General features: G+C 48.2%; 24 protein-coding genes and 1 tRNA gene. 22 read left to right on the forward strand and 3 right to left on the reverse strand.

Annotated elements, in window-relative coordinates; translation table 11 throughout:
* Positions 1-44 precede the first annotated feature (44 nt).
* From proB to NWV12_RS04160, 5 genes are all read left to right on the forward strand, one after another.
* Positions 45-1,148: a glutamate 5-kinase gene (proB, locus tag NWV12_RS04140; protein WP_008501877.1), complete on the forward strand. Its 1,104-nt coding sequence runs from the start codon at positions 45-47 to the stop codon at positions 1,146-1,148.
* Positions 1,149-1,159: 11 nt separating this feature from the next.
* Positions 1,160-2,413 (forward strand): glutamate-5-semialdehyde dehydrogenase, encoded by a 1,254-nt coding sequence (gene proA, locus NWV12_RS04145; protein WP_048979303.1) that lies wholly within the window; start codon positions 1,160-1,162, stop codon positions 2,411-2,413.
* 111 nt (positions 2,414-2,524) lie between these two features.
* Positions 2,525-2,597, forward strand: a tRNA-Thr gene (locus tag NWV12_RS04150).
* Positions 2,598-3,714: 1,117 nt separating this feature from the next.
* The gene (locus tag NWV12_RS04155) at positions 3,715-4,212 is read left to right on the forward strand and encodes a hypothetical protein (protein ID WP_097427640.1); all 498 of its coding nucleotides are present in this window, start codon (positions 3,715-3,717) and stop codon (positions 4,210-4,212) included.
* A 338-nt stretch (positions 4,213-4,550) separates the two neighbouring features.
* Entirely contained in the window at positions 4,551-4,760 is a 210-nt protein-coding gene (locus tag NWV12_RS04160) for a hypothetical protein (protein ID WP_020882778.1), read from the forward strand.
* Positions 4,761-4,851: 91 nt separating this feature from the next.
* On the opposite strand, the gene NWV12_RS04165 is transcribed toward NWV12_RS04160, so the two are convergent.
* The gene (locus NWV12_RS04165; protein ID WP_097427641.1) at positions 4,852-5,412 is read right to left on the reverse strand and encodes a tyrosine-type recombinase/integrase; all 561 of its coding nucleotides are present in this window, start codon (positions 5,410-5,412) and stop codon (positions 4,852-4,854) included.
* Positions 5,413-7,162: 1,750 nt separating this feature from the next.
* Between NWV12_RS04165 and NWV12_RS04170 the strand changes: the two genes are divergently transcribed.
* The 8 genes from NWV12_RS04170 to NWV12_RS04205 all read left to right on the forward strand — a co-directional run bounded on the left by NWV12_RS04170 (position 7,163) and on the right by NWV12_RS04205 (position 14,207).
* Positions 7,163-7,591, forward strand: coding sequence for a hypothetical protein (locus tag NWV12_RS04170; RefSeq protein ID WP_097427642.1), 429 nt, complete (start codon positions 7,163-7,165; stop codon positions 7,589-7,591).
* A 288-nt stretch (positions 7,592-7,879) separates the two neighbouring features.
* Positions 7,880-8,791 (forward strand): DUF6945 domain-containing protein, encoded by a 912-nt coding sequence (locus NWV12_RS04175; RefSeq protein ID WP_097427643.1) that lies wholly within the window; start codon positions 7,880-7,882, stop codon positions 8,789-8,791.
* A gap of 15 nt (positions 8,792-8,806) precedes the next feature.
* The gene (locus NWV12_RS04180) at positions 8,807-9,289 is read left to right on the forward strand and encodes a hypothetical protein (RefSeq protein ID WP_097427644.1); all 483 of its coding nucleotides are present in this window, start codon (positions 8,807-8,809) and stop codon (positions 9,287-9,289) included.
* Positions 9,290-9,455: 166 nt separating this feature from the next.
* On the forward strand, positions 9,456-9,791 hold the full coding sequence (locus NWV12_RS04185; protein ID WP_097427645.1) for a hypothetical protein: 336 nt from the start codon (positions 9,456-9,458) through the stop codon (positions 9,789-9,791).
* Complete coding sequence (locus NWV12_RS04190; protein WP_097427646.1) at positions 9,791-11,926, forward strand: chemotaxis protein; 2,136 nt, start codon at positions 9,791-9,793, stop codon at positions 11,924-11,926. The genes NWV12_RS04185 and NWV12_RS04190 overlap by 1 nt, the downstream gene beginning before the upstream one ends.
* 626 nt (positions 11,927-12,552) lie before the next feature.
* A complete protein-coding gene (locus tag NWV12_RS04195; RefSeq protein WP_097427647.1) occupies positions 12,553-12,897 on the forward strand; it encodes a hypothetical protein in 345 nt (114 codons plus the stop codon).
* 18 nt (positions 12,898-12,915) lie between these two features.
* The gene (locus NWV12_RS04200) at positions 12,916-13,932 is read left to right on the forward strand and encodes a major capsid protein (protein ID WP_097427648.1); all 1,017 of its coding nucleotides are present in this window, start codon (positions 12,916-12,918) and stop codon (positions 13,930-13,932) included.
* A gap of 62 nt (positions 13,933-13,994) precedes the next feature.
* Positions 13,995-14,207 carry a hypothetical protein gene (locus NWV12_RS04205; protein WP_063199096.1) on the forward strand — a complete coding sequence of 71 codons (213 nt, stop codon included), beginning with the start codon at positions 13,995-13,997 and terminating at the stop codon, positions 14,205-14,207.
* A gap of 25 nt (positions 14,208-14,232) precedes the next feature.
* Here NWV12_RS04205 and NWV12_RS04210 read toward each other — a convergent pair whose 3' ends face one another.
* Together NWV12_RS04210 and NWV12_RS04215 are read right to left on the reverse strand one after the other, a co-directional pair.
* On the reverse strand, positions 14,233-14,592 hold the full coding sequence (locus NWV12_RS04210) for a hypothetical protein (RefSeq protein ID WP_097427649.1): 360 nt from the start codon (positions 14,590-14,592) through the stop codon (positions 14,233-14,235).
* Between the two features lie 58 nt (positions 14,593-14,650).
* Complete coding sequence (locus NWV12_RS04215; RefSeq protein ID WP_097427650.1) at positions 14,651-15,853, reverse strand: site-specific integrase; 1,203 nt, start codon at positions 15,851-15,853, stop codon at positions 14,651-14,653.
* A 315-nt stretch (positions 15,854-16,168) separates the two neighbouring features.
* On the opposite strand from NWV12_RS04215, the gene NWV12_RS04220 reads away from it, so the two are divergent.
* The 9 genes from NWV12_RS04220 to NWV12_RS04260 all read left to right on the forward strand — a co-directional run bounded on the left by NWV12_RS04220 (position 16,169) and on the right by NWV12_RS04260 (position 24,363).
* The gene (locus tag NWV12_RS04220; protein ID WP_047642328.1) at positions 16,169-17,359 is read left to right on the forward strand and encodes an integrase arm-type DNA-binding domain-containing protein; all 1,191 of its coding nucleotides are present in this window, start codon (positions 16,169-16,171) and stop codon (positions 17,357-17,359) included.
* On the forward strand, positions 17,349-18,146 hold the full coding sequence (locus NWV12_RS04225; protein ID WP_101744437.1) for a hypothetical protein: 798 nt from the start codon (positions 17,349-17,351) through the stop codon (positions 18,144-18,146). The genes NWV12_RS04220 and NWV12_RS04225 overlap by 11 nt, the downstream gene beginning before the upstream one ends.
* A 107-nt stretch (positions 18,147-18,253) precedes the next feature.
* Positions 18,254-18,454 (forward strand): AlpA family transcriptional regulator, encoded by a 201-nt coding sequence (locus NWV12_RS04230; RefSeq protein ID WP_045324665.1) that lies wholly within the window; start codon positions 18,254-18,256, stop codon positions 18,452-18,454.
* Positions 18,423-19,361 carry a hypothetical protein gene (locus NWV12_RS04235; RefSeq protein WP_233788485.1) on the forward strand — a complete coding sequence of 313 codons (939 nt, stop codon included), beginning with the start codon at positions 18,423-18,425 and terminating at the stop codon, positions 19,359-19,361. Before NWV12_RS04230 ends, NWV12_RS04235 begins: the two co-directional genes overlap by 32 nt.
* 14 nt (positions 19,362-19,375) lie before the next feature.
* Positions 19,376-20,380, forward strand: a complete 1,005-nt coding sequence (locus NWV12_RS04240) for a P2 family phage major capsid protein (protein ID WP_101744438.1) — start codon at positions 19,376-19,378, stop codon at positions 20,378-20,380.
* Between the two features lie 108 nt (positions 20,381-20,488).
* Positions 20,489-21,043: a host cell division inhibitor Icd-like protein gene (locus NWV12_RS04245; RefSeq protein WP_074136102.1), complete on the forward strand. Its 555-nt coding sequence runs from the start codon at positions 20,489-20,491 to the stop codon at positions 21,041-21,043.
* The gene (locus NWV12_RS04250; protein WP_042713601.1) at positions 21,040-21,279 is read left to right on the forward strand and encodes a hypothetical protein; all 240 of its coding nucleotides are present in this window, start codon (positions 21,040-21,042) and stop codon (positions 21,277-21,279) included. The genes NWV12_RS04245 and NWV12_RS04250 overlap by 4 nt, the downstream gene beginning before the upstream one ends.
* Complete coding sequence (locus NWV12_RS04255) at positions 21,269-21,679, forward strand: hypothetical protein (RefSeq protein WP_063137331.1); 411 nt, start codon at positions 21,269-21,271, stop codon at positions 21,677-21,679. Before NWV12_RS04250 ends, NWV12_RS04255 begins: the two co-directional genes overlap by 11 nt.
* The gene (locus NWV12_RS04260; protein WP_101744439.1) at positions 21,676-24,363 is read left to right on the forward strand and encodes a DUF927 domain-containing protein; all 2,688 of its coding nucleotides are present in this window, start codon (positions 21,676-21,678) and stop codon (positions 24,361-24,363) included. The genes NWV12_RS04255 and NWV12_RS04260 overlap by 4 nt, the downstream gene beginning before the upstream one ends.
* Positions 24,364-24,413 lie beyond the last annotated feature (50 nt).

The raw sequence follows: 24,413 nt of genomic DNA on the forward strand, positions 1-24,413 counted from the left end.
TTCGTTCGACATTACTTTCCCTTATCGTTGAACGGCAGAGAATCATGAGTGACAGCCAGACGCTGGTGGTAAAACTCGGTACCAGTGTTTTAACAGGCGGATCGCGCCGCCTAAATCGCGCCCACATTGTTGAGCTTGTACGTCAGTGCGCTCAGCTACATGCCGCAGGGCATCGTATTGTGATTGTGACCTCCGGGGCGATTGCCGCCGGGCGTGAACACCTGGGTTACCCCGAACTCCCCGCGACGATCGCTTCCAAACAGCTGCTGGCCGCCGTGGGGCAAAGCCGACTCATTCAACTCTGGGAACAGCTGTTCTCCATCTATGGTATTCACGTCGGGCAAATGCTGCTGACGCGTGCGGATATGGAAGACAGAGAGCGCTTCCTGAACGCCCGCGATACTCTGCGCGCGCTGCTGGACAACAACATTGTTCCGGTCATCAACGAGAACGATGCCGTTGCTACCGCTGAAATCAAAGTGGGTGATAACGATAACCTCTCGGCGCTGGCCGCGATTCTGGCCGGTGCCGATAAATTACTGCTTCTGACCGATCAGCAGGGGCTGTTCACCGCCGATCCGCGCTCCAACCCGGAAGCCGAGCTGATTACCGACGTTCACGGTATCGACGATGCGCTGCGCGCCATCGCCGGTGACAGCGTTTCAGGCCTCGGAACGGGCGGTATGGGAACTAAGCTGCAGGCCGCTGACGTCGCATGCCGCGCCGGTATCGACACCATCATTGCAGCGGGCAGCCGCCCCGGCGTGATTGGCGACGTGATGGAAGGCATCTCCGTCGGCACACGCTTCCACGCCCAGGAATCCCCGCTGGAAAACCGCAAGCGCTGGATATTTGGCGCGCCTCCTGCTGGCGAACTCGTCGTCGATGAAGGGGCAACCGCCGCGATTCTGGAACGAGGAAGTTCATTACTTCCTAAAGGAATTAAAAGCGTGACAGGTAACTTCTCCCGTGGTGAAGTGATCCGTATCCGTAACCTCGAAGGCCGCGACATCGCCCACGGCGTAAGCCGTTACAACAGCGACGCGCTGCGCCGCATCGCGGGTCACCACTCGCAGCAGATCGACGCCATTCTGGGCTATGAATATGGCCCGGTTGCCGTGCATCGCGATGACATGATTATTCGTTAAGGAGCCAGAACATGCTGGAACAAATGGGCGCTGCCGCGAAGGCTGCCTCTTACAAACTGGCGCTCCTTTCCAGCCGCGAGAAAAACCGCGTGCTGGAAAAAATCGCTGATTATCTGGAATCCCAGTCTCAGGAAATTTTGCTCGCCAACGAGCAGGATTTACTGGAAGCGCGTCGTAACGGCTTGAGCGAAGCGATGCTCGACCGTCTGGCGCTGAATCCGGCACGCCTGAAAGGCATCGCCGACGATGTGCGTCAGGTCTGCAATCTGGCCGACCCGGTAGGGCAGGTGATCGACGGCGGGCTGCTCGACAGCGGTTTACGCCTGGAGCGCCGCCGCGTGCCGCTCGGCGTCATTGGCGTTATTTATGAAGCTCGTCCAAACGTGACGGTTGATGTTGCCTCCCTGTGCCTGAAAACCGGTAACGCCGCTATTCTGCGCGGTGGGAAAGAGACCTGGCGCACCAACGCCGCCACGGTGAAAGTCATTCAGCAGGCTCTGGAAGAGTGTGGCTTACCGGCGGGTGCCGTACAGGCGATCGAGAGCCCGGACCGCGCGCTGGTCAACGAAATGCTGCGCATGGACAAATACATCGACATGCTGATCCCACGCGGCGGCGCGGGCCTGCACAAGCTGTGCCGCGAGCAGTCGACGATCCCGGTTATCACCGGCGGTATCGGCGTGTGCCATATCGTTGTTGACGACAGCGCTGAGATTGAACCGGCGTTGAAGATAATCGTTAACGCGAAAACCCAGCGTCCAAGCACCTGTAACACCGTAGAAACGCTGCTGGTGCATCAGGGTATTGCGAACACCTTCCTGCCGGCCCTGAGCAAACAGATGGCAGAGAGCGGCGTGACGTTGCATGCTGACGCCAGCGCGCTCGCACTGCTTCAGGATGGCCCGGCTGACGTTGTTCCCGTAAAAGCGGAGCAGTACGACGACGAGTTCCTGTCACTGGATCTGAACGTGAAAATCGTTGCCGATCTCGACGACGCCATTGCGCACATTCGTGAACACGGCACGCAGCATTCTGACGCGATCCTGACGCGTACCCTGCGCAATGCCGATCGCTTCGTGAACGAAGTGGATTCTTCAGCAGTATATGTGAATGCCTCCACCCGCTTCACCGACGGCGGCCAGTTCGGCCTCGGCGCTGAGGTGGCGGTCAGCACGCAGAAACTGCACGCGCGCGGCCCGATGGGGCTGGAAGCGTTGACCACGTACAAGTGGATCGGCTTCGGCGACGATACGATTCGTGCGTAAATAATCACGGGTGATGCAAAAATAGCCGTTTGATTCAAAAGGGCATTGACGCATCACCCGGTTAGATCTAACCTTTTGCCCCGTGGTTACGCTCGTAACCGGCCTCTCAGGGCCGATATAGCTCAGTTGGTAGAGCAGCGCATTCGTAATGCGAAGGTCGTAGGTTCGACTCCTATTATCGGCACTCACACAACAAAATCCTTTAAAAACAATATCTTAAGGCGTTTATCGTTCTCAAGATACAATCTTTTTTTAAGGGATTCTATGACCAACAGTTGCCGCTATGGTTAACAGTGGCTATTGAGGGATGTTAGCACGTAGCGGCCTGTAGTTGTAAAGCTCGAACAGGTACAAAGCGTGAACAGTCCACACGAACCGCTATCAACTCGAAGCTGATGACGCTGCCAACGTCTCTAAATCCTCCCGAAACAGATTGATCACACGCATTTAAGCCCGATGTGTGGCCGTATGAGCCACGTAAACAGGTGAATAGTGGTAAACGTACCTGCACACGACATGCAGGCTCTGCCAGCGCTTCGCTCACGCTCCGAAAGGTACACGAGCACCCTGATAAGGTGTGATCCCTCTGACAATCTGATGAAGTTGCTACGCTCCGCTTGTTGCTTGTACCACTAACGGGGCTTATTGGCTGCTATTGCCTTGATTTGAGTATGATATCATCTAGGGGAAATCTTAAAAGAAGGGTGGTTTATGTGCTGGTCTTCGTTGGTTAGGCTAATTATTTGTATATTTCTATTCGCTGGGTTGTCGTTCTCTGCACACGCTAAGAACTGCAAGAAGGGTATTCCATGCGGTAATTCGTGCATTGCGGTTGGAAAAACGTGCCGGATTGGTTCAGGTGCCTCTTCTGCGTATAAAAATTATTCATACTCTTACCCGTCATCTTCTCTTCATAGTTCAATCCCTAAATCCTCTTCCCCTTCCTCATCAGCTAAGGTTGACGGAAAAAATACGTCTTCAACTGCTAAAACTTATCTCTGTCAGTATGCTATTGCAGCGATACAGAATGGAAGAATAGGTGCACTGCGTGTGCTGGGTAATGCTGAGGTAACGTTGTATGTTGATAGTTTCAAAGCAAACCGTTTAAACGGGACATACCTGCTCTCGCCAAAGTTGAAATCTAACGGTAAGTTAATGATGGCAGATGATAAAAGCAAAGTTTACGCTTATGATTCGTCGTTGATGAACTTCGCAATCAGTGACCGTATCGCAAGAAGCACTGAGCAATGGGATCGTTGCAGATTGGATCATAATAGATAAGCACAATTCGTGGGGATGAAATGAAAAAATTAATAATGGCTCTAATGATTCTAACTTTACCTCTGCTCTCATTCGCTAAGGGCATTGGTTATGGTAATACTTCATGGAACATGAATCCGTCGGAAGTTGTTGCTGCTCAGGGCAATGGCGCACATCTGATCTCACCTGAAAAGTATAAGGATAACTTTGGGAAAGTACGGATTGATAATGTAACGATTGGTAGCGGTCTGTATACAGTGACATTCTTGTTCGACAGCTCTGATCGTCTTGTCCAAACGAACGTAGCCAGCAATGAGAAGAAAAATGAAGGTATCGTGGCTATGCAGTTTAGCACGCTGAACCAGTTGTTAACTCAGAAGTACGGTAAACCTGAGTTTACGGATGCTGATAAAGTAACATGGAGGTTACAAGACACAACTGTTGAGCTAAGCAAAATGGTTATTTCCGGAATCATGGCCCAGACAGTTGTTCGCTATATTCCAAACAATAAGGTCAGAGACGATACATCAAATCTTTAATAAATAGCAATAAACCGTATCCATATTGGGATGCAGATAGGGCACAGCTACCGCTGTTTGTATTATTGATTAAGCCGAGTGTATCGCGATGAGGCTCGTCGAAAAGATGGTTCTACCAAATGCTTTACTGATGAGCATCATCTATAAAACTAGGAATGAAAGTAGGATATGTGACGTATTAAACTTTGCGTAAGATCACAATTTTGTTATCAAATAAGTTCATTGTGTGCATTCATAACTATGCAAATTGCATACTTCTAAAAAATGTTACAGTATGTTTAAGATGTTTCTTATAGAGGTTCTGTTTCTGTCTAATTGGACTAGCGAGGAGCTAAACAATGGCAATCAGTGATCATGAGTATGTGAATTTTTCTGAAGATCATGAAATGAACTATCACGCTAAGAAAGTAAATAAAAGAGAAACTGCTTCCAATAGAAGTACCTTAAGAACGATGGGGACAGAGCTCAAGTCATCTCTTGGAAAAGCAAGGCTGACTCATGGCGAATTCCATCCATATGTCAATAAAAATAAATCTCGACTTGAATAATATAACTACTTATTGTGAAGGTGGGAACTTATTCCTGCCTTCATTTTACATTAATTAACCACGATATGATTCAACTCAGCATTATTTTCACTCAATAATCTATAGTCTGGAACACGTCTTCGACATCCTTATCCATGATCCCACAATACGCCAGCGTTACCGCCTGCGATGAATGCCCGTACAGCTTTGTGAGCGTTGGCAGACTTACCCCACGTTTTATAGCGTGATAACCAAGGTTCTTGCGTGGGCTGTGCGCCGCAATGTGAAGATTGAGCATATCCCCGGCTTCTTTGAATTTGGCTGAAACAGTCACTCGGCTGATCGGCTTACCCTTGGCCCGATTGCTGTCCACTTCGAACAGATAAACATGACCGGGATTATCAGCACGGCGTTGAGCTACCAGTTCAAGCGCTTTGGCAGTAAGCATGATCGAGCGGGTTTTCCCTGTCTTCTGTTCCTTCAGGTTCAACACGTTCCCTTCGATGTGATCAAAGTCGGTATAACGCAACTTGAGAGCGTCACCAACTCGCGCCGCCGTCTGGTTCAGGAACACCCACAAGTCGCCATAGATCGGGCTGCTGTTATGCTGGCGTAACAGTCTTTCAACCTCTGCGATCTTCTCTTTGTCTCTGACTGGTTCGACCTTCTTCATACAATTCCCCCATTGCTATCTCATTAAGTAAGTTACAAAGCAAATATTGATCATAATATGATCATTGTAAAGGGTTTTTTATATGTTATTGACACCACTCCCGCCCGTGGTGAAACAAAAATTAGAGTTACTCTTCAGGTTCCAGAGTCGGAAAATATCCCTGCGCATGGGCTGATTTGCTGGACCGTCTCTCCATGATGGTTCAATAAAAATGAAACATCTTTTTGAAATATCTAAGGGTAGTCCATTGCACACCACACATGCTGGCTCTGCCAGTGAATAATCCTTGCCTGATTCTGCATAAATTCTGCATAAGACAACCCCTTCGGTGTTCATCCACAACACAATTCATAAGATTCAATAGCTTGCTAAATTACACATGTACATTGTGTAAGTTAGAGGTGAGTTCTTATACCTGCCAGCAGGCCACTACGTCAGCCACCAACGGGTGATATTCACCGAGCCAGGCCGTCACCGCTTCGTGTCTTTTCCCACACCAGCGCAAGCAGTCCCACCAATAGTCCCGTATGCTTCACCAGAAGCCCGTAGCGGCGTTATCTCCACACAATCGTGAACTGACTCACCGATAGCGCAGCACTTCGCTGAGAGGCTCTCACAGGCCCAGGAGTGGACGATTTTTCGTTGATTTTGCAGAAGAAATTATTATTTTAGGTCTGAAGAGCGGATGACGTTCGTTGCTTGATCCACACCACGAGTGACAGATTTAACGCATCCAGCACTGGCGCGGGTTCGTTGTGTACATCTCGATATAACGATCACCAAATCCCACTGACGAGCCAGTGAAACGAGATTGTATTAACAGTGACATATGGTCCTTTAAAGGCGTATTTCAGGCTATTAATTCCAAACGTTGCGATGGCGAGTCGTCGGAGAGAGTGTTACTGATATGGGGGTAAATATACCCCTATAGGAATTTGAATGTAGGTAAATACACCCCTATTGAATTTTGGTGTGGGGGTAAATATACCCCTATAGAGTGCCTGCAATGGGGGTAAAAACACCCAACTAAAAAGACTCTTTTTTTAAGACTGAGAAAACCCATAAAGACTTTTAAAACCATGTAAGACTTAAGGTCAAGATCAAGATCTAAAGACAGGTCAAAGACTGGTTGAACATGCGTTCAATTGTTGGTGTTAAGGAGTAATGTCTTATCGCTCTGAATGGCTATGCCACTTCAGATATGTGTGGAAGACAAGCGCAAGCGCGTCAGTCCAATGTGAACGACTGCGATGCAGTCAGGAGCTTTAAACGCGACGTAACTCCCCCCCTTGGAGGGGCGGCGCTCCCCCCCCTCAGACTTCACAAAGCCGCTATGCGGTGAATCCCCGATTCATCTTGATTGTTGTGACCGTTGATTGACAACGGACAATCAAGACTAGATAACAGGAGGCTCACAGAGCGCATCAGACACGCTACACGGCATTTAAACGGTAGAGGTAACCCATAGGTACTGCCTACGGCTTGGAATCGCTTAGAACGCGTCATAGGCGATTTGTGTAACCCTGAATTATTTCCCACCTAAAATAAGAATGCAACACATATAATTAAATTCAGCACGAATTGCTAATGACATTGTATGTTGCTTTATGGAATTATGCGGCCCAACCCAAAAGGGTGCTAGCACGCTTTTATCTATGATGCAACAAAAAATTTGACAAAAAGTGTGATTTATGACATAATATATTCATACCTTGAGAAAAGGAAACATTAAAACAACATAGGAGATTAGATGACAAAACCAGTCCTGTTCGACTTTTCGAACGCCACCGCCTCAGAGATTGTTTCTGCAATCGACAACAAAATCACTTCTTTAGTAAATCTTCGCAGTTTCAGAACCCGCGTTGGCGGCTCCAGGAAAGCAGACAAACTATACCCGGCAACTCGTGAAGCCATGAATATCATCAAAAGTCTGCGCCAGCAGGCTAAGAATGCAAAAATCATCCGGGATATCCTGAAGCCTTACTCAGCAGAGTTAGCAAAGGGAAGGGATCTAATGGAGATCATCGAACCTGTGCTGTCTGCCTGGCGTGTCTATTACGCTTCTCATGGCATCGGCCTGATGAATGAGCAGATCCTTCTGCTTAAGATGATTGAGTCTGGCGGTGAACTTGAAGGCATTGCCGGAAAAACTATTCCAGACTTAACAACATCAGCTTAATCCCGCCTTAGCATTACCCGCTGGCGCAAGCCATCAAACTAAACCGCCGTAAAACGGCTCCTTACCCCTGATCAATGCCACGATCGCAGGGGCGATAACCTTTATGCATTCGGGGGAAACTTGAGATGAAACTATCTTTAGACGATGAAACATATGCAATTTTACGCGAGGAATCTGACCGCCTCGGGATGCCGGTTCCTAGGATGATCCGGAACATGTGCCAGAACCTGGCGAAACACATTCAGAAACGCAATGAACAACCACTGACGAACCCACAGGGAGAACAACATGAGCCAGAACGGAAACACCAATGAGCGTTTTTACAAGAGCGAGAATCGCCTTTTCCATGCAGACACGGTTACAAATAAATCCACTGGTGAAGTGGTTGAGATTAGCAATTCACTAGAAAAATTATACGCTTATATGCTTAACCAGTACCGTTATTGGAAAGGCTTGAAACAGCCGTTTGCTGAGTCGCAGGAGCGTCTAGGGACCGTTGCCCGAATCGGTGACGCCAAGAAGAAAACAAAGCCTCAGATCGATAAGCTGATCGCTCTTGGTCTGGTTGAAATCACTGGAAAGATCGGGCGTTGCAATATTTACAAAGTGATCGATGTTGATAAGGTCGCTGGAAATCTTGAATTTTCCTACCCAGAGTGGGCCGGAGAACCAATGTATGACCATGAGAAACGCTTAGGAAAATCTAGTCAACAGCCAAAAAACGAGGAGAAAAAAGGTGATGGCGAATCTGATCAGGGCGGTGCTGGAAAGCGAGACGGCGTACCTCCTGTGGGTGTTCCTGTCGATGCTGATCTATCCGGTGGTGATGATGCGGTGAATGGTGGAAATGCAATCCAATTCCCAACAGTCAAAAGCCCAGACCAGCCCCAGATGGCAGATATCGATACCCTCAACAACTGGGTAGAAGGCTACGACGATGAAGGATTTATGGCCTATGGTGCGACGTGGGGGATAGAAAAACCTGGTGCGATAACAGATCTGATAAAGAGCCATATCAGAATCATCCAGAGCGATGGATACAAAGGATCGAGGTCTGCCGCTAACGATACTTCATCCGGTCCTGATGCTTATTACAAACAGCAGCAGGCGCGAAGAGCAACCGAAGCGAAACAGGCTACTAAAGCCCCGCAGCAGCAAGAGGATGAGCAGCTTGAATTTGATGATGAAAAACCGTTTTAGCAATCGGAGGAATAATTGTGTGAGAACGTAACTGGCAACAGCCATTCTCTGGCTGACCAGAAAAAACCAGATTTAGAGCGTCTTTTTAAAAAGCGCCGCCGTGATGAGGATATTGTTAAAACCGCTAAGGCACTCCTTGTGCATGGCATGACCCCCGGCAAAGTTGCCTTGTTATTACGTCTTGATCCTGAGTTTGTAGCTGAACTGGCTAAGGCATGGAATCCCAAGTTTCGAAAGGTGAAATACACCAGTCAGTACGCAACTAAGCGAACTGTACGCCAGTATTTTGACTCAGGTGCAATGCTCGAAAAAATCTGTGCTGACCTCCAGTTACCTCTATTTTCTGTGATCACGTTTCTTCAACGTGACGGAGTGAGCGATCAGGAAATGGCATCCCGATTGCCTGTTAGTGACGATCCGTTGTTCATTGAGTACCGGAAGACTATTTCACGCAAGCAGGCAGCGCCCCAACGCCGAGCACCACGCCTGCATTACTAACACCCTGAAAGGGTTAACAGCAATTGCTGTTAATCGCCTTGCGATGCACTGACCCAACCCCTGCCAGGGATTATGACCCTATTTGAATATTTATCTTACCTGCCGTTATCGGTAGCCGTTTTCCTATGGCTGCGTGACGGCCTGGACCTCTACAGGAAACATAATAATGAAAAACGTAAACGACATCCGCGCCGATATTCTCGCCGCAATGCAGGCCGCTGCCGAACCGGAGAGCGGAGATCTGAATAAAAGCGCCGATCAGGTGTTGGCTGATGCTATCGAGGGATATCTGACCGCTTCGACTGCAACAGCCAGCGAGCCAGCCCCAAAAAGTGGCAAGACTATCAAAGAGAAGGGGATCGCGCTCTGCCACGAGAGTCAAGGTTATAGCGCTAATCTGCGTCCGGTCAGTCTCATGATGAAGGCAAGCCTTGATGAGCTAACGCCTGAACAACGCGCTGCGCTTGAGCGTTTGGGCTACGTTATCAATCAGGGGGTGTGATGTCTGGCACAAATAAGATTGTTACCAGCACAGTTAATGAAATCTCGTGGATCACAGACGATGCCTCATATCAAAAAGCCAAAAAGAAGATAATTTCTCTTAAGGCTGCTCACGAGAAGCCTGCTAAAGCGCTTGAGAAGGCACAGAAGAAAGTGCAAGCCTCAGAAGGTAAGGCTGCACTAGCCGCAGCGAAAGCCCAGACTGCAAGGCTTCGACAGGCTGAACAATTATCAAAACAGCAACAGAAGCAAGCTCAGATTCAAGCCAAAATGGAACGGGATGCAGTCTCCCACGCCAATAAAATGACCTCATTACAGGCTCGCCAGTTCTCCCAACAGGAACAGGCCGCACGTCAGAATGCTCGTTTAGCAGCGATATCAGCAAAAGTGAGAGCAGCAAGCCAGCACCGGGCTATGACCTACAATCCCAATATGCCTGGAGTTCACTCCGATCCATCTCTGGTGGCACGTCAGACTGACGCAATGAACCGTGGTCACGGCGCTGTTGCTGCTGACATCGCAGCCACCAAAAAGGCGATGGCCCTGGAAGAGAAGCGCCAGCGTGAGAAAGAGGCAGGCCTTAAGCGCGAGGTGACTTATTACAACAGTTTGCGCCGTAGCGCTCTGACTCTGGCAAACGTGAACGGCGCTGACGTTGCAACCCGTTATAAAGCCATTAGTGCAGCAAAAGAGGCACTTAAAGCCCAGAAAGAAGAGCGCTATACGGTTGAAGAGACCCGCTTCGAAATGGCTCGTATCACCACAGAATTACGCAAGCAGGCTCGTTTGCAACAACGTATTACCCGTGAGCAGAAAGCCGCAGGTGTTCGTGCTGGTCGTGTACGCACAGAGGGCGGGAATGCCAGTCTTGCTGCCGCTGGAGTTATTGGTGGTGCGGCGTTAGTAGGTAGTATGGGCGTTTCTCGTGTCGGTCAGACCCTCCAGGGAAGCCTTGAGCGTTCTCGCGATGTGAAAAAACTCCAGCAGTACGGGATCAGCAACCTTGAGTTCGCTGCACTTCAGGATCTATCAATGAGCCGTGTTGGTTACTCACTGAGTGCTGACAAGCTGGCTGACCTCAACAAGGACACAACCGAAAAGGCCGGGGAATTGCTGAACACCGGCTCTTTCAAACGTAACAAGAAAACTGGACAGGTGAATTTCAGCGGCGGTGGCGAGTTCGCAGATATCATCAACAATGTGCTGACCTCCACCAACGGCAACCAGAAGGTAGCACAGAAGGTGATCGGAGAACTGCAAAAGCTGGATTTTCCGACCTTCATCACTTACCTGAAACAGTTGCAGAAAACTTTCAAATGGACAGACAACCAGACCCGGCACCTGGCTGAGGCTGTGAATGATGGTTCGGTCTTCCTCGAAGTGTTCAATGATGAGGGGCAGGGACTTATCCAGCGTATGCATCAGCTCGCTTCTGAAGGATGGACCCTATCTGATGCACAGCAGGCCAACCTTGATAAGCTAGCGGCATTAGGTGCTGAGTACAACCGAGTGCAAACCAGCCTTGCAGATCATTTCTCAGCCTCGTTTGTTGAAGGCCTGGGGCAGTACGCTGCCAATACTGACACTCTACGTCAGAATATGACTGGACTGATCCCAATTTCCGATGCCCTCGGCGTTGCCCTTGGTGAGCTAACCACCAACATTCTCTCCTTCGCTGGTCGAGTTGGTGAAGAACTCAAGAAAGGCTCGACACTGCCGGATGCAGTCTACAACACCGTTGTGGATGACTCTGCAAATAGCACCGCCGATTGGATTAAGCAGAAGACAGGCTTTGATCCTCGTAGCATCGGTCAAACGCTTAAGCAGATTTATCCGTGGCTGGATAGTTCAGCACCAAGCAATATCGGCTCAGGCACGGCGTATAACGATCCAGCGCTAGCGTTGAATGTTCCTGGCCTGAACTCTCTGACACCCCAGAAACCAACATTCACGGTTCCGACAATTGATAGCATGACGCAGCGACAGCCGATTCCTGTCAGTGTTACCGGGCAAGCGAACATTAATCAGCAGATGGATGTGTTTGTCCATGACGATAAGATCGCAGGGCTGGTTGATACCAAGATAAGGGAAAACAACCAGGCGCAGAATAACCTCATCCTTGGGATTGCGGACTAAAATCATCGTTCCGTCAAAAATGACGTAGTAAATTGGCCCACACGAGAGAGGGCCGTTAAATTCGCCATGTTATTGTTTTTGTTGTTGCAAATGATAATCATTCGTGTTAAAATAATTGCATAGGGTGATGATTTAAATTGTATGTGCGTACAACAGCCGTTGTCATTCCTTCTCCTTACGAAATATAAAGTGCCTGTGTGAATACCGTGCGGGCCTTTTCTCATACAGCCAATAATCCGCACTCTCTCACGGGAAGGTGAAGCCATAGCCGCTGGCTGTATCAGAAAAGAATTTTCTCCGACCTTGGATCGGAGATTTGCCAAAGCCCTTTCATCCTCGGAAGGCTGTCAGCCGGACACTAACGGCATCAGGTGGCAACGTTTTTGGGTCTCCTTACCCATTCTTTGGAGCGTTGCCGCCTCCTTATTCCTGAAGCGTGAACACACTCATGCTTTCCAAATCTCTCCATCAGAAAACTACTGACCTACACCAGGCGGGATATTCTCGCCTTGGTCTTTTTCTGTTGGAACACGAATAAAAGAATGCCGTCCGATGGACGGTATTTTTTCAACTCTACCCGGCATATTCGCCGGATTATAAAAACTGTATGGATGGAGATACAAAATATGGCATTCGAATACGAAAGCAAAACCCCACAGGATGTATTGGTTTATACCGATTCACCGATCTTTCATAAGCGCACCGTGATCCTTGATCTGGCTGCTGACGTGATTTGTGGTGATGTGATTAACCCGACCACTGGCGCGGCATACGTTGCAGCCGATGCTGATAACTGTGCTGTAGCTCTGCAAAATCAAATCGCTGGTGATGCCCGTAGCCTGGTCATTTCAGACCGTGGCTGTGTGTTCAATCCATCAGGTCTGGTTGTAGCGGGTGCTGCAAAAGATGCTGCTTACGCCGCCCTTGTTAAGCAAGGCAACCGCATTGCTGACGCAAACACCGCAATCTAATCAAGGAGAGATAACCATATGAAATTAAGTGATTTTACTAACCTTTCCGGTCAGTTCGTGAAGCCAAGCGGCGAGGGGTTCCTTCTGTCCAGCTTGGGGATCTTTACCAGCCGTCCAAGTGACACGCAAATCATCGCGCTCGACACACTGGAAGATGTGCAGCGTGAAGTGACCAAATCTGTTGCCCGTTATGGTTCTGAAATGTCGGGGCTTTCATTTCCCCGTGCAGCCAACGTGACTGTCACCGCGCCGTTACATGTATATAGTTCAACCATCACCAGCCAGGATTGGCAGGGGAAACGTCAGCCGGGAACAAATCGCCAGATGACCGCTGAAGATGTAGTTGCTAATCATACCCTGAAGCACTACCTGCAAACCCGCCGTGATGTTGAATATGCAATGGCGCAGAGTCTGCTTCACAATACTGTAGAGGCGACACACCTACGCGAAGGCCCAACCATTCACTGGGACCAGTTCTGGGGTATTAACCAGCCGTCTGCTGTGGTGAAAACTGGCACCAGTGCCAACGTCATTACTGAGATGCAGAACGCTGTCACTCTGCTGAAGAAAAACCTAGGCGGCTGGTCTTCCAGCATCAAGCAGGTTTATCTGCTGGCGAGTCCGAGTCTTTTCACCGCCATTCAAGGCAACCCAACCGCATATCAGGCGGCTCTGTTTGGTGCTACGTCCCGTGACATCATTTTCCCTGACACTTTGGGTGCATATGATCGATATAACATCGGGCGTGTAACTGTGGTGCAGGTTGACGATCCTCTGTACGGCATTGCAGATGGTGAAGGCTACATGCTGGCGACGTTCTCCAATGTTGTTGAAGGCGACCTTTCACCTTATATGACCTACTGCACGCCAGCCTCACGCCACGCAGAAGTTGCTAATGGTCCGGTTTATCCGTCTTACCATTACGTTCTGCGTGATAAGTTCATGAATTATGAGGTGGTCAGCGAGCTATCACAAATTCAGATCCCAATGCGTCCGGACTTCGTTTTGAAAATTACGATGGATGACGCGGCGTAAGACAGCAGATTTTGGGGGCGCATTGCCCCCGCTGCTGGCGAGGCAAAGAAGAGGAGATACATATGAAATTAGCTTTGATCGGTACTGGCAACATGCCGCTGATGCAGTGGATTCTGGACGGTAAAGGCGATGATGCGATCATCAACATGTCAGCGTTAGCGCGTCGGCTTGAGTGTAGTCGCTCCAGCCTACTTGACCGCATTCAGGCCTACGGGTTCGATTCTGCTATCAAGCATTACCTCAACCTACAGCGACAACGAAAACTGAAAACTTAAGAGCCGGGTTAATCCCGGCTATATTTTAATTAACCCTGACTGTCAGGTTGAGGCCTTTATTCTGAATGATTGTATTTTGGGCTTGGGAATTTATAAATGGGGTATTGCAAGGGTTGTGTATATCGTTGATTTTGTCATTATATTGTGATAAGTAAGTTAGCACTGCATCAATTCCCGAGGAGAAAATATCAGAAGCACTAGGCAGTAAATTAGATATCACATAGTATGAGCTATTGTTAGATAATTTATCTAATATTGCTATATCACCTGAGAATCCATTATTCTCTTTAAATATATTTATTATAAACATCCTGCCTTGATTTGTTGAGACGTTGATATCGTGTAGTTCACGGAATGCACCTAAGACAAAGACACTGCTAGACATATTTATCTCCTATGTGAAAGTATTTTTTTTACCCTATTTTTTCTTTAAAAACAATCTATTAAAAAAGAGTGGGGATCAACTCGACATACTCCGATAGTTCCTTCATCCCCGCGCCTTTGCTGTAGGTTCTGAAACTCTCCGTTTTCCCGCGCTCATGGCCCACTATTAAAGCGATCCTGTCCTCTGGTACACCATGCCGATCAAGCTGGCTTATGAACATCCCCCGCAGGCTGTGAAAAACCTTCCGCTCCGTGCCTTTCTCTCCCAACACCTTACGTTTAGCTCGTGTGAATCGCTGTGTATGCCACGTTGAGCGCTTACCGTCTGCACGTTCTGTGATGCTGGCATGGTAGAATAAGAAGCCATTGTGGTTATCCTGGATAAGCTGTTTGACGAGAGCGACCAGCTTACTATGAATGGGAACCAACCGCGCCGCATTGCGTGTCTTACCCTCCGTCACCTCGAAACACCATACCCCCTCAACGGTTTTGATATTGCTGATTTGCAGAGAGCAGATTTCGTTAAGGCGCATACCGCTATACATTCCCACCATCGCAACGGCTTTCATCTCTTCATCAAGCACCGCATACACCTTCTCCAGTTCATCACTGCTAAAGGGTTCGTAGCTTTCTCGATCATGGCGTACATCCAGCTTATGACCTGTAAAAACATTCTCTTTCGGCGCGTCGTGATAGCGGTTCTGAGCCAGTGCCACAAGCTGGGACAGGCAACCAAGATAATTAGCCAGCGTCTGGCTAGCTTTCTCCTGTTTTGCCTTGTCGAGCCAATCAGTAACCATCGTCCTGTTGATATCGTGCAAGCGGAAATCCTTGCATTTGAAGTAAGCAGTAAAGACTTCAACCGCTTTAATGTACTTGCTGAGCGTGGACAGCTTGCGCCTGTCATTGTGCTGAACGATAAATTCATCACGTAACTGGACAAGGGAAGGGCAAACACGAGCCGTTGCGAAGTCGATCCCCGCATTCTGATTTACATACTGGTTGATAGAGCGCAGTTCCACCAGGACGCGATCAACACTGTTACGTTGGGGTTTTGGCTTGAGCCGGTCTCTGATAGCAAAAAATTCGTGCATGACTTTGTCACGAATGATTCGGGCTTCCCTGATATCTGCCGTGCCAGTTGTACGCATGAATGCTGTTCGATTCCCAAACAGGGAACGCATATAAGGCGGGATGGTGACTTTTACTGAGTACACCGAAGAGTTTTCTTTAACAAGGTACGCATTAGGCTTGTATTTCATCTTTCCCCCGATCTAATATTCAGGGGCAACTGTGATCAGTTGTGTCAGTTTTGCCTTTCAGGAGCAGCGCATTCGGTTCGAAGAATCAATGACTTGTGAAACACGTCATTGGAATCGAAGGTCGTAGGTTCGACTCCTATTATCGGCACCATCCCCTAGTTTTCTCAAGTCAACTCACATCAATAAAATCCTTTTAAAACATAGGTTTTACGTTGTTTTCAGTCATTTGACGTCAACCTCTATCTATTGAAATCAACATGCCTTTGGGGGCACAATCAGGGGCATGTTCTGTTCGGTCTAGGAAATGTGCCCCCAATGATGCTGAATGCCCGAAAGGTTGAAGCCGCGAAAGGAAAAGAGAAGAGCTACAAGCTGTCTGATGGAGGTGGTCTGTATCTTCAAGTAGAACCCAATGGCTCACGTTACTGGCGTATGAAGTACCGTTTTGCTGGCAAAGAGAAGCGTTTATCTTTTGGTGTCTATCCAACGGTTTCTTTGGCTGATGCCAGGCAAAAGCGTGAAGACGCAAAGAAATTGCTCGCAGCCGGTGAAGACCCTGGTGAAGTGAAGAAAGCCAAAAAACATGCTTTAACCGCTGCTACAGAGATACTCAATCCATTCAAAGAAGTGGCGTTAGAGTGGCACAAAATGAAGTCACCTAAATGGTCTGAAGGCTACGCTTCAGACATCATTGAGGCATTTGAGAAAGACATCTTCCCGCAGATTGGCCATCGACCCATTGCTGATATTAAGCCCCTAGAGCTGCTTGAAGTTCTGAGATTAATAGAAGCCAGAGGAGCAATGGAAAAAGCGAAGAAAGTCCGTCAACGATGCGGTGAAGTATTCCGCTATGCCATCGTAACAGGTCGAGCGATCTACAACCCGGCACCGGATCTTGCCAGTGCAATGCAAGGGCACGAAGCAGTTCACTATCCATTCCTGAAAGCTAACGAGCTGCCGGAGTTCTTTACTGCTCTTAACGCTTATTCAGGAAGTCCGATTGTATTACTGGGTGCATATTTGCTCATCTTAACAGGTCTCAGAACTGGAGAGTTACGAGCAGCGGAATGGCGTGAGGTGGATTTTGAGAACGCACTGTGGGAAATCCCTAAAGAACGCATGAAAATGCGTAGGGCTCATATTGTACCGCTATCAAGACAAGCATTAGCTCATCTCGGGCGATTGAAAGAACTGACAGGCAACTATCCGCTCATGTTTCCTGGACGCAACGATCCCAGTAAGTGCATGAGTGAAGCCAGCATCAACCAAGTTTTTAAACGTATTGGATATGCTGGTCGTGTGACGGGGCATGGTTTCAGGCATACGATGAGTACGATTCTACACGAGAAAGGTTTTAACAGTGCTTGGATTGAAACCCAGCTTGCACATTTGGATAAAAATTCTATTCGTGGGATTTACAACCATGCTCAATATTTAGAAGGGCGCAGGAATATGATGCAATGGTATGCGGATTTTATTGAGGGAATTAATCTTAATGGCAAATAAATCTACTCCTTTAAAATTATTTCGCACACATTATAAAGTGGCTGAAGTTGCTAAGATACTAAGTTGTGAAGAAGAAGATATTTTGTATCTGGCCGGGGAGAACGATTTTTTGTTCTCAGCCTATGTAGGCAGGGAGGGTAACTTCTCAAAGCATCGAGTAAGAAATATAAGTGAATTTATTAATCATATTGATTCATTGGATAAGGATGATGAGGGTTATAGTTATATTAGTCAATATAGCCTCATAAAAATATATGAAGTAAAAAATGATAAAAATTTAGTTATTGCACGTATTAAAGGTTATTTTAAATATCCGCCAAAAGTCCAAAAAGACTTTATCTTTTTTAGTGGTCAATTTCCAGATTACCCTTCACTTCTCGTTCCAGCTGGGAAAGTGTTTTCAAATGATGTTAAATTTATCCAGATGGACTGGAAAAATTCGGATGGCTTTTTTTTGGAGCATGATGGGTATCTTGAAAGCGAGGACGTTCGAAAGCTTCATAACATCATTAATAATGAGTCATCGCCTGCTGATGTATATAAAACGCTATCAATTGCTCAACAAGAGCGACATGCAGCAAAAAGAAATCAAGTTTTGAGTGTGGCCATTTATCTTTATAAAGAAAATTCGAATGTTAAAAAAGACAACGCTACAGCGTTAACAGAGCTTATCTTCACCCGAGCCGATGAATTTTGGCCTGATAAGAAAGAACCTCCGTTGTCTTTCGCAGTAATTAGTAAGTTGATTTCAAGTATTTTCAAAAAACCTGTTTTCACAAATAATTAACATTATTGGCGAGTAAGTTTTTTTTACTTACTCGCCTTTTTTACATCCAAACCAAGTGCTTTAATCCTCTCCGTTGACACGAATTGATGAATTGAGAGGAACGAATCATGGCGCTCACTGATACTCGCCCTAGTGCAGACTCACTAATTGATATGAAGTATATCACCTCTGATTGCTTGTTTACTGATAAGTGGATTTATAAGCTGATCTCTCTTGGTAAATTCCCGAAGCCGATTAAGTTAGGACGTATGTCAAGGTGGCGTGCTGGTGATTATTATGCCTGGAGAGATAGTCACACATCTAATTAAAATTGTTAAGAATAGGACCAATATGACTAATATGACATCTATTAAACTCCCAATGGAGGGTAAATCCTTTTATCCTTCTCTTAAATGCGAACAAGTAACGGTATTAGATACTTATAAGGTCAGTATCTTCAATGAAGGATATGGTGATTCTGCATGTATAATAAGAATCATCGAGATCTTTATGTTAAATAAACTGCGTCATAAAGGAGAGGAATTACGTTCTTTAACAGGGCTAACAATCCCCGATACGGAAGCGACTGCCGATGAAATCAATCTCTTAATGAGTCGACTTGAGGTGCTATGTCAGCGTGAAGAAGAAGAGTTATCCTTCCGACAAAAGGATGTTAGCTCTGCCGAGTACGCATTAAAAAATGCAGGGTTGAATGTTAACGCCAGAACAGTTTCTGAAGTAAAAAACAAAAATGCCGTGAAAGGGGCGCGTGATGCCTATGAAAGACAGTACCATTCTGCATTTTTACGACAGAAAGAGCAGCAAACCCGGGTAAGTCTCTTCAGAGGATTCGGAAGTTTGTTACTTGAAGAGGCTGAACATATCGGAAAGAACGTTAGTAAAAAAAATCTTAACTCGTTTTCCAGACCGTTAATTTCTCCCGCTGAGTTTATTAACGTTTTAAACGATGCGACTTTAGTTCGGGATGTGAGATTTATCTTGGATGCTCTATGTGCACTGGATAATGCAGTTGAGCACATTCTTAAATGTTGTGCATATCCAAATGACCGTTACGAACTGGAAAGAGGTGGGATAATTCGAACTATGGCCTATCGGGAGTACTACCGTGCTGAAAATGCCATTCTTCGCTCCGTAGTAAGCGATCGTGAGTATGTAGAGCATGCTGTAAAATATAATCAGATCTCTCAATACAAGAAAAAAATATTTCGTAAATAATAAAAGGATAAATCATGTACGCATTCAAAGCCGAAAGGCCGGACGCTGCACGCCGTTATCACAGTAAATTCGTATCTGGCACAAATTACCAAGAGTCTTCAAACAGAAGATTTTCATTAAGTAAACCAACAGAAAATATTTTGCGAAGCTCAATTCTTGAGTCTGGTTGGTTAATCAATAATATCACTTTGCGTGACGTTAATGCTGTTTCAGGTAATGCCATTAATATTGGAGCCAGCGAGTTACATACAGGACGAGTTCACGGTGGAAGATTCCGTAAGATGTTAGCGATAAATGGCACTGAATTTTTTCTGTCCGAAACTGACACGTGTGCACGAATCAGCTATTTAGATATGTCACATATTTATCATACAGGTGCCCAGGGCGAATTTGATAAATCGGTCAGTGCGTTTTTTAGTCAGGCTTATGCACTTGATATGTTGCGGGTTGGTTTTAATGGAGAGTCAATTGCCGATACGACTGATCCTGAGATCAATAAAAAAGGTGAGGACGTAAATATCGGGTGGCATGCGCTGGCAAAAAACTATCAGGGTGGTCAACAAGTCTTAACTACTCCTGTAACCCTCGGTGAAACCGGGGAATGGAAGAATCTCGACCTGCTTGCTAATCACCTCATTACAGAGCTGATTGCCGAACCTTATCGTGAAGATCCACGCTTGGTGGTTCTCGTGGGTGCCGAGCTTGCTGCTAAACAGCGACTTAAGCTCTTCAACGCGGCTGATCGCCCGGCTGATGTGGATGCTGCGCAAATGGCAGTCAGTTCGGTTGCCGGACGGTTTGCTTTTATCCCGCCGTTCATGCCGGGAAAACGTCTTGCGGTCACTACGCTGGATAATCTGCACATTTATACCCAGTCCCGAACCCGATCATTCCGGGCTGAGTTTGATGATGAGAAAAGTGAATACGTTAATTCTTATCTTCGCAATGAAGGCTATGCGCTGGGGGAGCCTGAGCTTTATGCCGCTGTGGATGAGAGCGCTGTAACTTTCTCCGACTGATGCTGAAGAAATAAAAAGACCCGCTAATAAGCGGGTCTGTTTCACAGCGTAGGAAAAATGAAAAACTCAACTTCAAACTGAGGCTTAAGCATGTCAGGATTTAGATGGATGTTCAATAAACTAAATTCGGTTATAAATTTCTTGCGCCTTGCCAATTGCTCGGGCTATATTCGCACCGTTGCCGCAAAATCGGCAACCGGGCGTGGAAACCCGTGTAATCTGAAGGCGACACCAGACGCGCCACGCGTCTTTTTTTGTGTCCGTGTCTTTGCACACCTATTGCTTTTACAGCGGTTTCTTTGCCGTTGTAGCTATCGAGTAATGGTGGCTCAGGCGGGGCTGACTTCGGTCAGGCCGGTATCCTTCAGAGCCGGTATTTCCACCCCCGTCTGGGCTACCACCAGTGGGCGTGGAAACTCCGGTGGTAGCGTTAACCGCTATCTGAAGGAGATTGCCGCCATGGCTTCGATCCCTACATTGTCACATCCAGAATTTACCTTTGTTTTTCTCGCAGTGCGCCGTACTGATTATGCCGCGCGTCCATTCGCTGTGCGTACTGTTGCAACCTGCGAGCGTGCTGCCCGCATGAAACTCGTTGCCGATTTTGTACTGAGCTTCGCCGCACGTATTCCGATGAACAATCTCGGGGAGGTGAGCGCATGAGTCATTTACCCATCCCTAACCACGGTTGCACCTTGACTGAAGCAGGCGAGAACCGTCTTTTACGGGCTGCGCTGGCGAGCGAGTTCCTGGCCGAAGTTCTGTCATTTCCTGCGATGAGTGGGCAGAGAACAGTTTCTGCTGAGGGAGCCGCAGCAATCATGGCCTGTATTGCAGAACAGCTGGAGGGTGTGGTGAGAGAAACCAGTACCATTAAAGGAGAAAAGCATGAACGCTAATCTCGTAGTCCATTCACCTGAGTTTCGGGCGGCATTTCTGCGTTCCTGCATTGCTGATGCCTATATTTCCCTGATGCAGCGGATTAATGGAGAAGCTGTGTATATCGAGGATGGCGAGCGTATCGAGCTGACACCTGATCGTGTGGCCATGAATATTCTTTATCACATTGAAGCACCCTGGATTAACGAATTCGGCCAGGAAGAGGGGCATCGCCTGGCGTGTGACGTTCTGGAGCGAATGCTGTCACCCGGTTACATGGCTGAAAATATTCGCCTTTCCGCATTTGGTGTTTCTGAGCTACGCGAAGTGTACCGGGACATCGTTTTCGGTGCGCCCGATGGAGAAGTACCTCCTGGTTTCAGCATTACCACTGCGGGAGTCGGGGAGGTACTGTTATGAAAGTTCAGTCTGTATCTGCGGTTTCGGGGGCAGCAAACGGGCGATGGCCACACATCCTTTCCGCGTTAGGGATTAATGTTCCTTCCGCCCGACGCCACGGTGCCTGTCCGGCCTGCGGCGGAAAAGATCGCTTCCGTCTTGATGACAAAGAGGGGCGCGGAACATGGTTCTGTAATCAGTGCGGCAATGGCGATGGCCTTGATTTAGTCCGTCTGGTGACAGGGCGCTCAGTGAAGGAGGTCGCGGGAATGGTCTCTGAGGTTCTGGCATTACCTGAAGTACAGGATAAACTCGCTATGCCAGCCAGGAAAAAGGTGGCGGGAAAAGAGACCGGAGCAGACCGCTATCAGAAACTTAAAAAGTTGTCTCAAAACGGTGAATCAGCCTATCTGACCGGAAAGGGATTGCAGGGTTACTCTTTACCGCTTCTTACTGCTGCCATCAATCTGGCGGGGATGACTTTTCCAGCCGGGTCGCTGCTGCTGCCTTTAACTGACATCACCGGGAATGTTACAGGCGGTCAGCTTATTAACTCTGATGGTGATAAAAGTCTTTTACCCGGCAGTCAGCTGTCAGGCGCGTTTATTGCCGTGGCTGATGTTCCGTCTGATGCTCCGGAACAGGTCATTATCACTGAAGGATATGCCACTGCGTTGACGGTCAGCCTCCTGGCTGACGGCTGGATCGTTGCTGCCATTGCGGCCACAAATTTGGTGAAGGTTGCGGAGCAAATCCGCATTCGATGGCCGGACACCCGGATTATCCTGGCTGGAGATAACGATCTTGTTGACGGGAAAGAGAACACTGGCCGGGTATGGGCTGAAAAAGCCGCGAAAGCCGTAGATGGTTGGGTAACGCTTCCTCCGGTACGTCATAAAGCCGACTGGGATGATTATCGTCAGGAAACCGGGAAGGAAAGGGCGCGTGAAGCCTTCCGGGAGGAAATGACGTTGCACGGAAAAGGGCAAACCAGATTACCGCAGGGGTTCAGGCTCACGAAAGAATATTTGTGGTATGACAAGCTGGTGAATAAATCAGATGGTGATACTGAGATCCGTAATATCAAGATTTGCAGTCCGCTGCGTGTGACTGCTATCACCAGCGATGCTGACGGCAGTAATTATGGCCGTCTGCTGGAATGGGAGGACACCAACGGCATTAGCCGAAAATGGGCAATGCCGATGGAAATGCTGGGTGGTAGCGGAGAGGAACTGCGGCGCGTGCTGCTGGTCAATGGGCTTTCTTATATCAATATCAACGGGATGGCCAGAGCGCACCTGATGGAATACATCTCCCTGTGCAAGCCCGACAGAAAAGTGACCTGCGTGAATAAAACAGGCTGGCATGGCGGCGTTTATGTTCTTCAGGATGAAGTGATCGGCAGAGAGTCACAGTCTGTCATTCTCCAGACTTCCAGCGTTCAGGGGCGTGATTTTCGTGTTACGGGCACCACGGAAGAATGGCGGGAAAATATAGGCCGCTATTGCGTCAATAATGCCCGGCTGGCCTTTGCCGTAAGCCTGGCATTCGCCGCGCCGCTTCTGAAGCTGGTTGGTATAGGTGGCGGCGGTTATCACCTGAAAGGTGAATCTACAGACGGTAAAACCACGACCATGAAAGTGGCTGCTTCGGTGTGTGGTGGTACGGATTTCTGGCATACATGGCGTGCTACCGGGAACGCGCTGGAAGGAACGGCCAGCCGCCGCAATGATGCCACACTGATGCTTGATGAAATCCGAGAGGTGGATGGCAGAGAGGCGGGGAATATTGCCTACATGCTGGCGAACGGGCAGGGCAAAGCCCGCGCCCGAACTGATGGTTCGGTACGGGAAACAAACCGCTGGAATTTGTTGTTTCTTTCCACGGGGGAGCTGTCACTGGTCGAGCATGCCGCCAATGCCGGAGAGCGAACTTACGCCGGGGTTGAAGTACGCATGATCCAGATCCCGAGTGATTCGGGCAAGCATGGGGTATTTGAGGAGCTGCACGGCTTTAGTGGTGGTAAAGCGCTGGCGGAGCATCTGGAACACGCCGTTATTCATTATCATGGCTCACCCTTCCGCGACTGGCTGCATTGTCTGACAGCCGATCTCCAGGAACTGACCAGCCAGGCGAAAGCGCTGCTGAAGGACTACACCCGCAGGCTGACCCCAGCGGATGCAGGAAACCAAGTTGGGCGTGCCGTTACCCGTTTTGCGCTGGTTGCTATGGCTGGAGAACTTGCCACACAAGCCGGGATAACCGGATGGCCTGAAGGTGAGGCGTTCAGGGCTGCTGAGTGTTGCCTGGCCTCATGGATGGCTGATCGAGGGCATACCGCAAACCAGGAGGATAAAACCGCACTGGAGCAGGTCAGGGATTATATGACACGTAACCAGTTCAGCCGCTTTGCTGACTGGCACGACGACAAGAACCGTCCACTGTCGATGATGGGGTTCAGGAAAGTGGACAAGGGCGACAACGTGACAGAATCCACTGTGACCTTCTACGTATTGCCATCTGGCTGGAAAGAAATTTGTAAAGGGTTCGATTCGCGAAAGGTAGCCAGATTGTGTGTTGAGGCGGGCTGGCTGAAAGCCGGGGAAGACGGGAGAACGCAAAACAGCGTTCGCCTGCCAGAAATAGGGCTTAAGCGTGTGTACCAGTTTAATACGCAAGTACTGGGTAGCGCCGATCCCGAATAGTTATCGCGTGAGTCTTATTTTTATGAGGTAACACTGGTAACAGAGGTAAC

It is taken from the genome of Enterobacter sp. Crenshaw, assembly GCF_024734705.1.
Taxonomy (GTDB): Bacteria; Pseudomonadota; Gammaproteobacteria; order Enterobacterales; family Enterobacteriaceae; genus Enterobacter; species Enterobacter asburiae_B.

Excerpts from the sequence above, each read along its gene's own strand:
- proB (WP_008501877.1), top strand. The coding sequence starts at position 45 with ATGAGTGACAGCCAGACGCTGGTGGTAAAACTCGGTACCAGTGTTTTA.
- proA (WP_048979303.1), top strand. The coding sequence starts at position 1,160 with ATGCTGGAACAAATGGGCGCTGCCGCGAAGGCTGCCTCTTACAAACTG.
- NWV12_RS04155 (WP_097427640.1), top strand. The coding sequence starts at position 3,715 with ATGAAAAAATTAATAATGGCTCTAATGATTCTAACTTTACCTCTGCTC.
- NWV12_RS04160 (WP_020882778.1), top strand. The coding sequence starts at position 4,551 with ATGGCAATCAGTGATCATGAGTATGTGAATTTTTCTGAAGATCATGAA.
- NWV12_RS04165 (WP_097427641.1), bottom strand. The coding sequence starts at position 5,412 with ATGAAGAAGGTCGAACCAGTCAGAGACAAAGAGAAGATCGCAGAGGTT.
- NWV12_RS04170 (WP_097427642.1), top strand. The coding sequence starts at position 7,163 with ATGACAAAACCAGTCCTGTTCGACTTTTCGAACGCCACCGCCTCAGAG.
- NWV12_RS04175 (WP_097427643.1), top strand. The coding sequence starts at position 7,880 with ATGAGCCAGAACGGAAACACCAATGAGCGTTTTTACAAGAGCGAGAAT.
- NWV12_RS04185 (WP_097427645.1), top strand. The coding sequence starts at position 9,456 with ATGAAAAACGTAAACGACATCCGCGCCGATATTCTCGCCGCAATGCAG.
- NWV12_RS04190 (WP_097427646.1), top strand. The coding sequence starts at position 9,791 with ATGTCTGGCACAAATAAGATTGTTACCAGCACAGTTAATGAAATCTCG.
- NWV12_RS04195 (WP_097427647.1), top strand. The coding sequence starts at position 12,553 with ATGGCATTCGAATACGAAAGCAAAACCCCACAGGATGTATTGGTTTAT.
- NWV12_RS04200 (WP_097427648.1), top strand. The coding sequence starts at position 12,916 with ATGAAATTAAGTGATTTTACTAACCTTTCCGGTCAGTTCGTGAAGCCA.
- NWV12_RS04205 (WP_063199096.1), top strand. The coding sequence starts at position 13,995 with ATGAAATTAGCTTTGATCGGTACTGGCAACATGCCGCTGATGCAGTGG.
- NWV12_RS04210 (WP_097427649.1), bottom strand. The coding sequence starts at position 14,592 with ATGTCTAGCAGTGTCTTTGTCTTAGGTGCATTCCGTGAACTACACGAT.
- NWV12_RS04215 (WP_097427650.1), bottom strand. The coding sequence starts at position 15,853 with ATGAAATACAAGCCTAATGCGTACCTTGTTAAAGAAAACTCTTCGGTG.
- NWV12_RS04220 (WP_047642328.1), top strand. The coding sequence starts at position 16,169 with ATGATGCTGAATGCCCGAAAGGTTGAAGCCGCGAAAGGAAAAGAGAAG.
- NWV12_RS04225 (WP_101744437.1), top strand. The coding sequence starts at position 17,349 with ATGGCAAATAAATCTACTCCTTTAAAATTATTTCGCACACATTATAAA.
- NWV12_RS04230 (WP_045324665.1), top strand. The coding sequence starts at position 18,254 with ATGGCGCTCACTGATACTCGCCCTAGTGCAGACTCACTAATTGATATG.
- NWV12_RS04235 (WP_233788485.1), top strand. The coding sequence starts at position 18,423 with ATGCCTGGAGAGATAGTCACACATCTAATTAAAATTGTTAAGAATAGG.
- NWV12_RS04240 (WP_101744438.1), top strand. The coding sequence starts at position 19,376 with ATGTACGCATTCAAAGCCGAAAGGCCGGACGCTGCACGCCGTTATCAC.
- NWV12_RS04245 (WP_074136102.1), top strand. The coding sequence starts at position 20,489 with ATGTTCAATAAACTAAATTCGGTTATAAATTTCTTGCGCCTTGCCAAT.
- NWV12_RS04250 (WP_042713601.1), top strand. The coding sequence starts at position 21,040 with ATGAGTCATTTACCCATCCCTAACCACGGTTGCACCTTGACTGAAGCA.
- NWV12_RS04255 (WP_063137331.1), top strand. The coding sequence starts at position 21,269 with ATGAACGCTAATCTCGTAGTCCATTCACCTGAGTTTCGGGCGGCATTT.
- NWV12_RS04260 (WP_101744439.1), top strand. The coding sequence starts at position 21,676 with ATGAAAGTTCAGTCTGTATCTGCGGTTTCGGGGGCAGCAAACGGGCGA.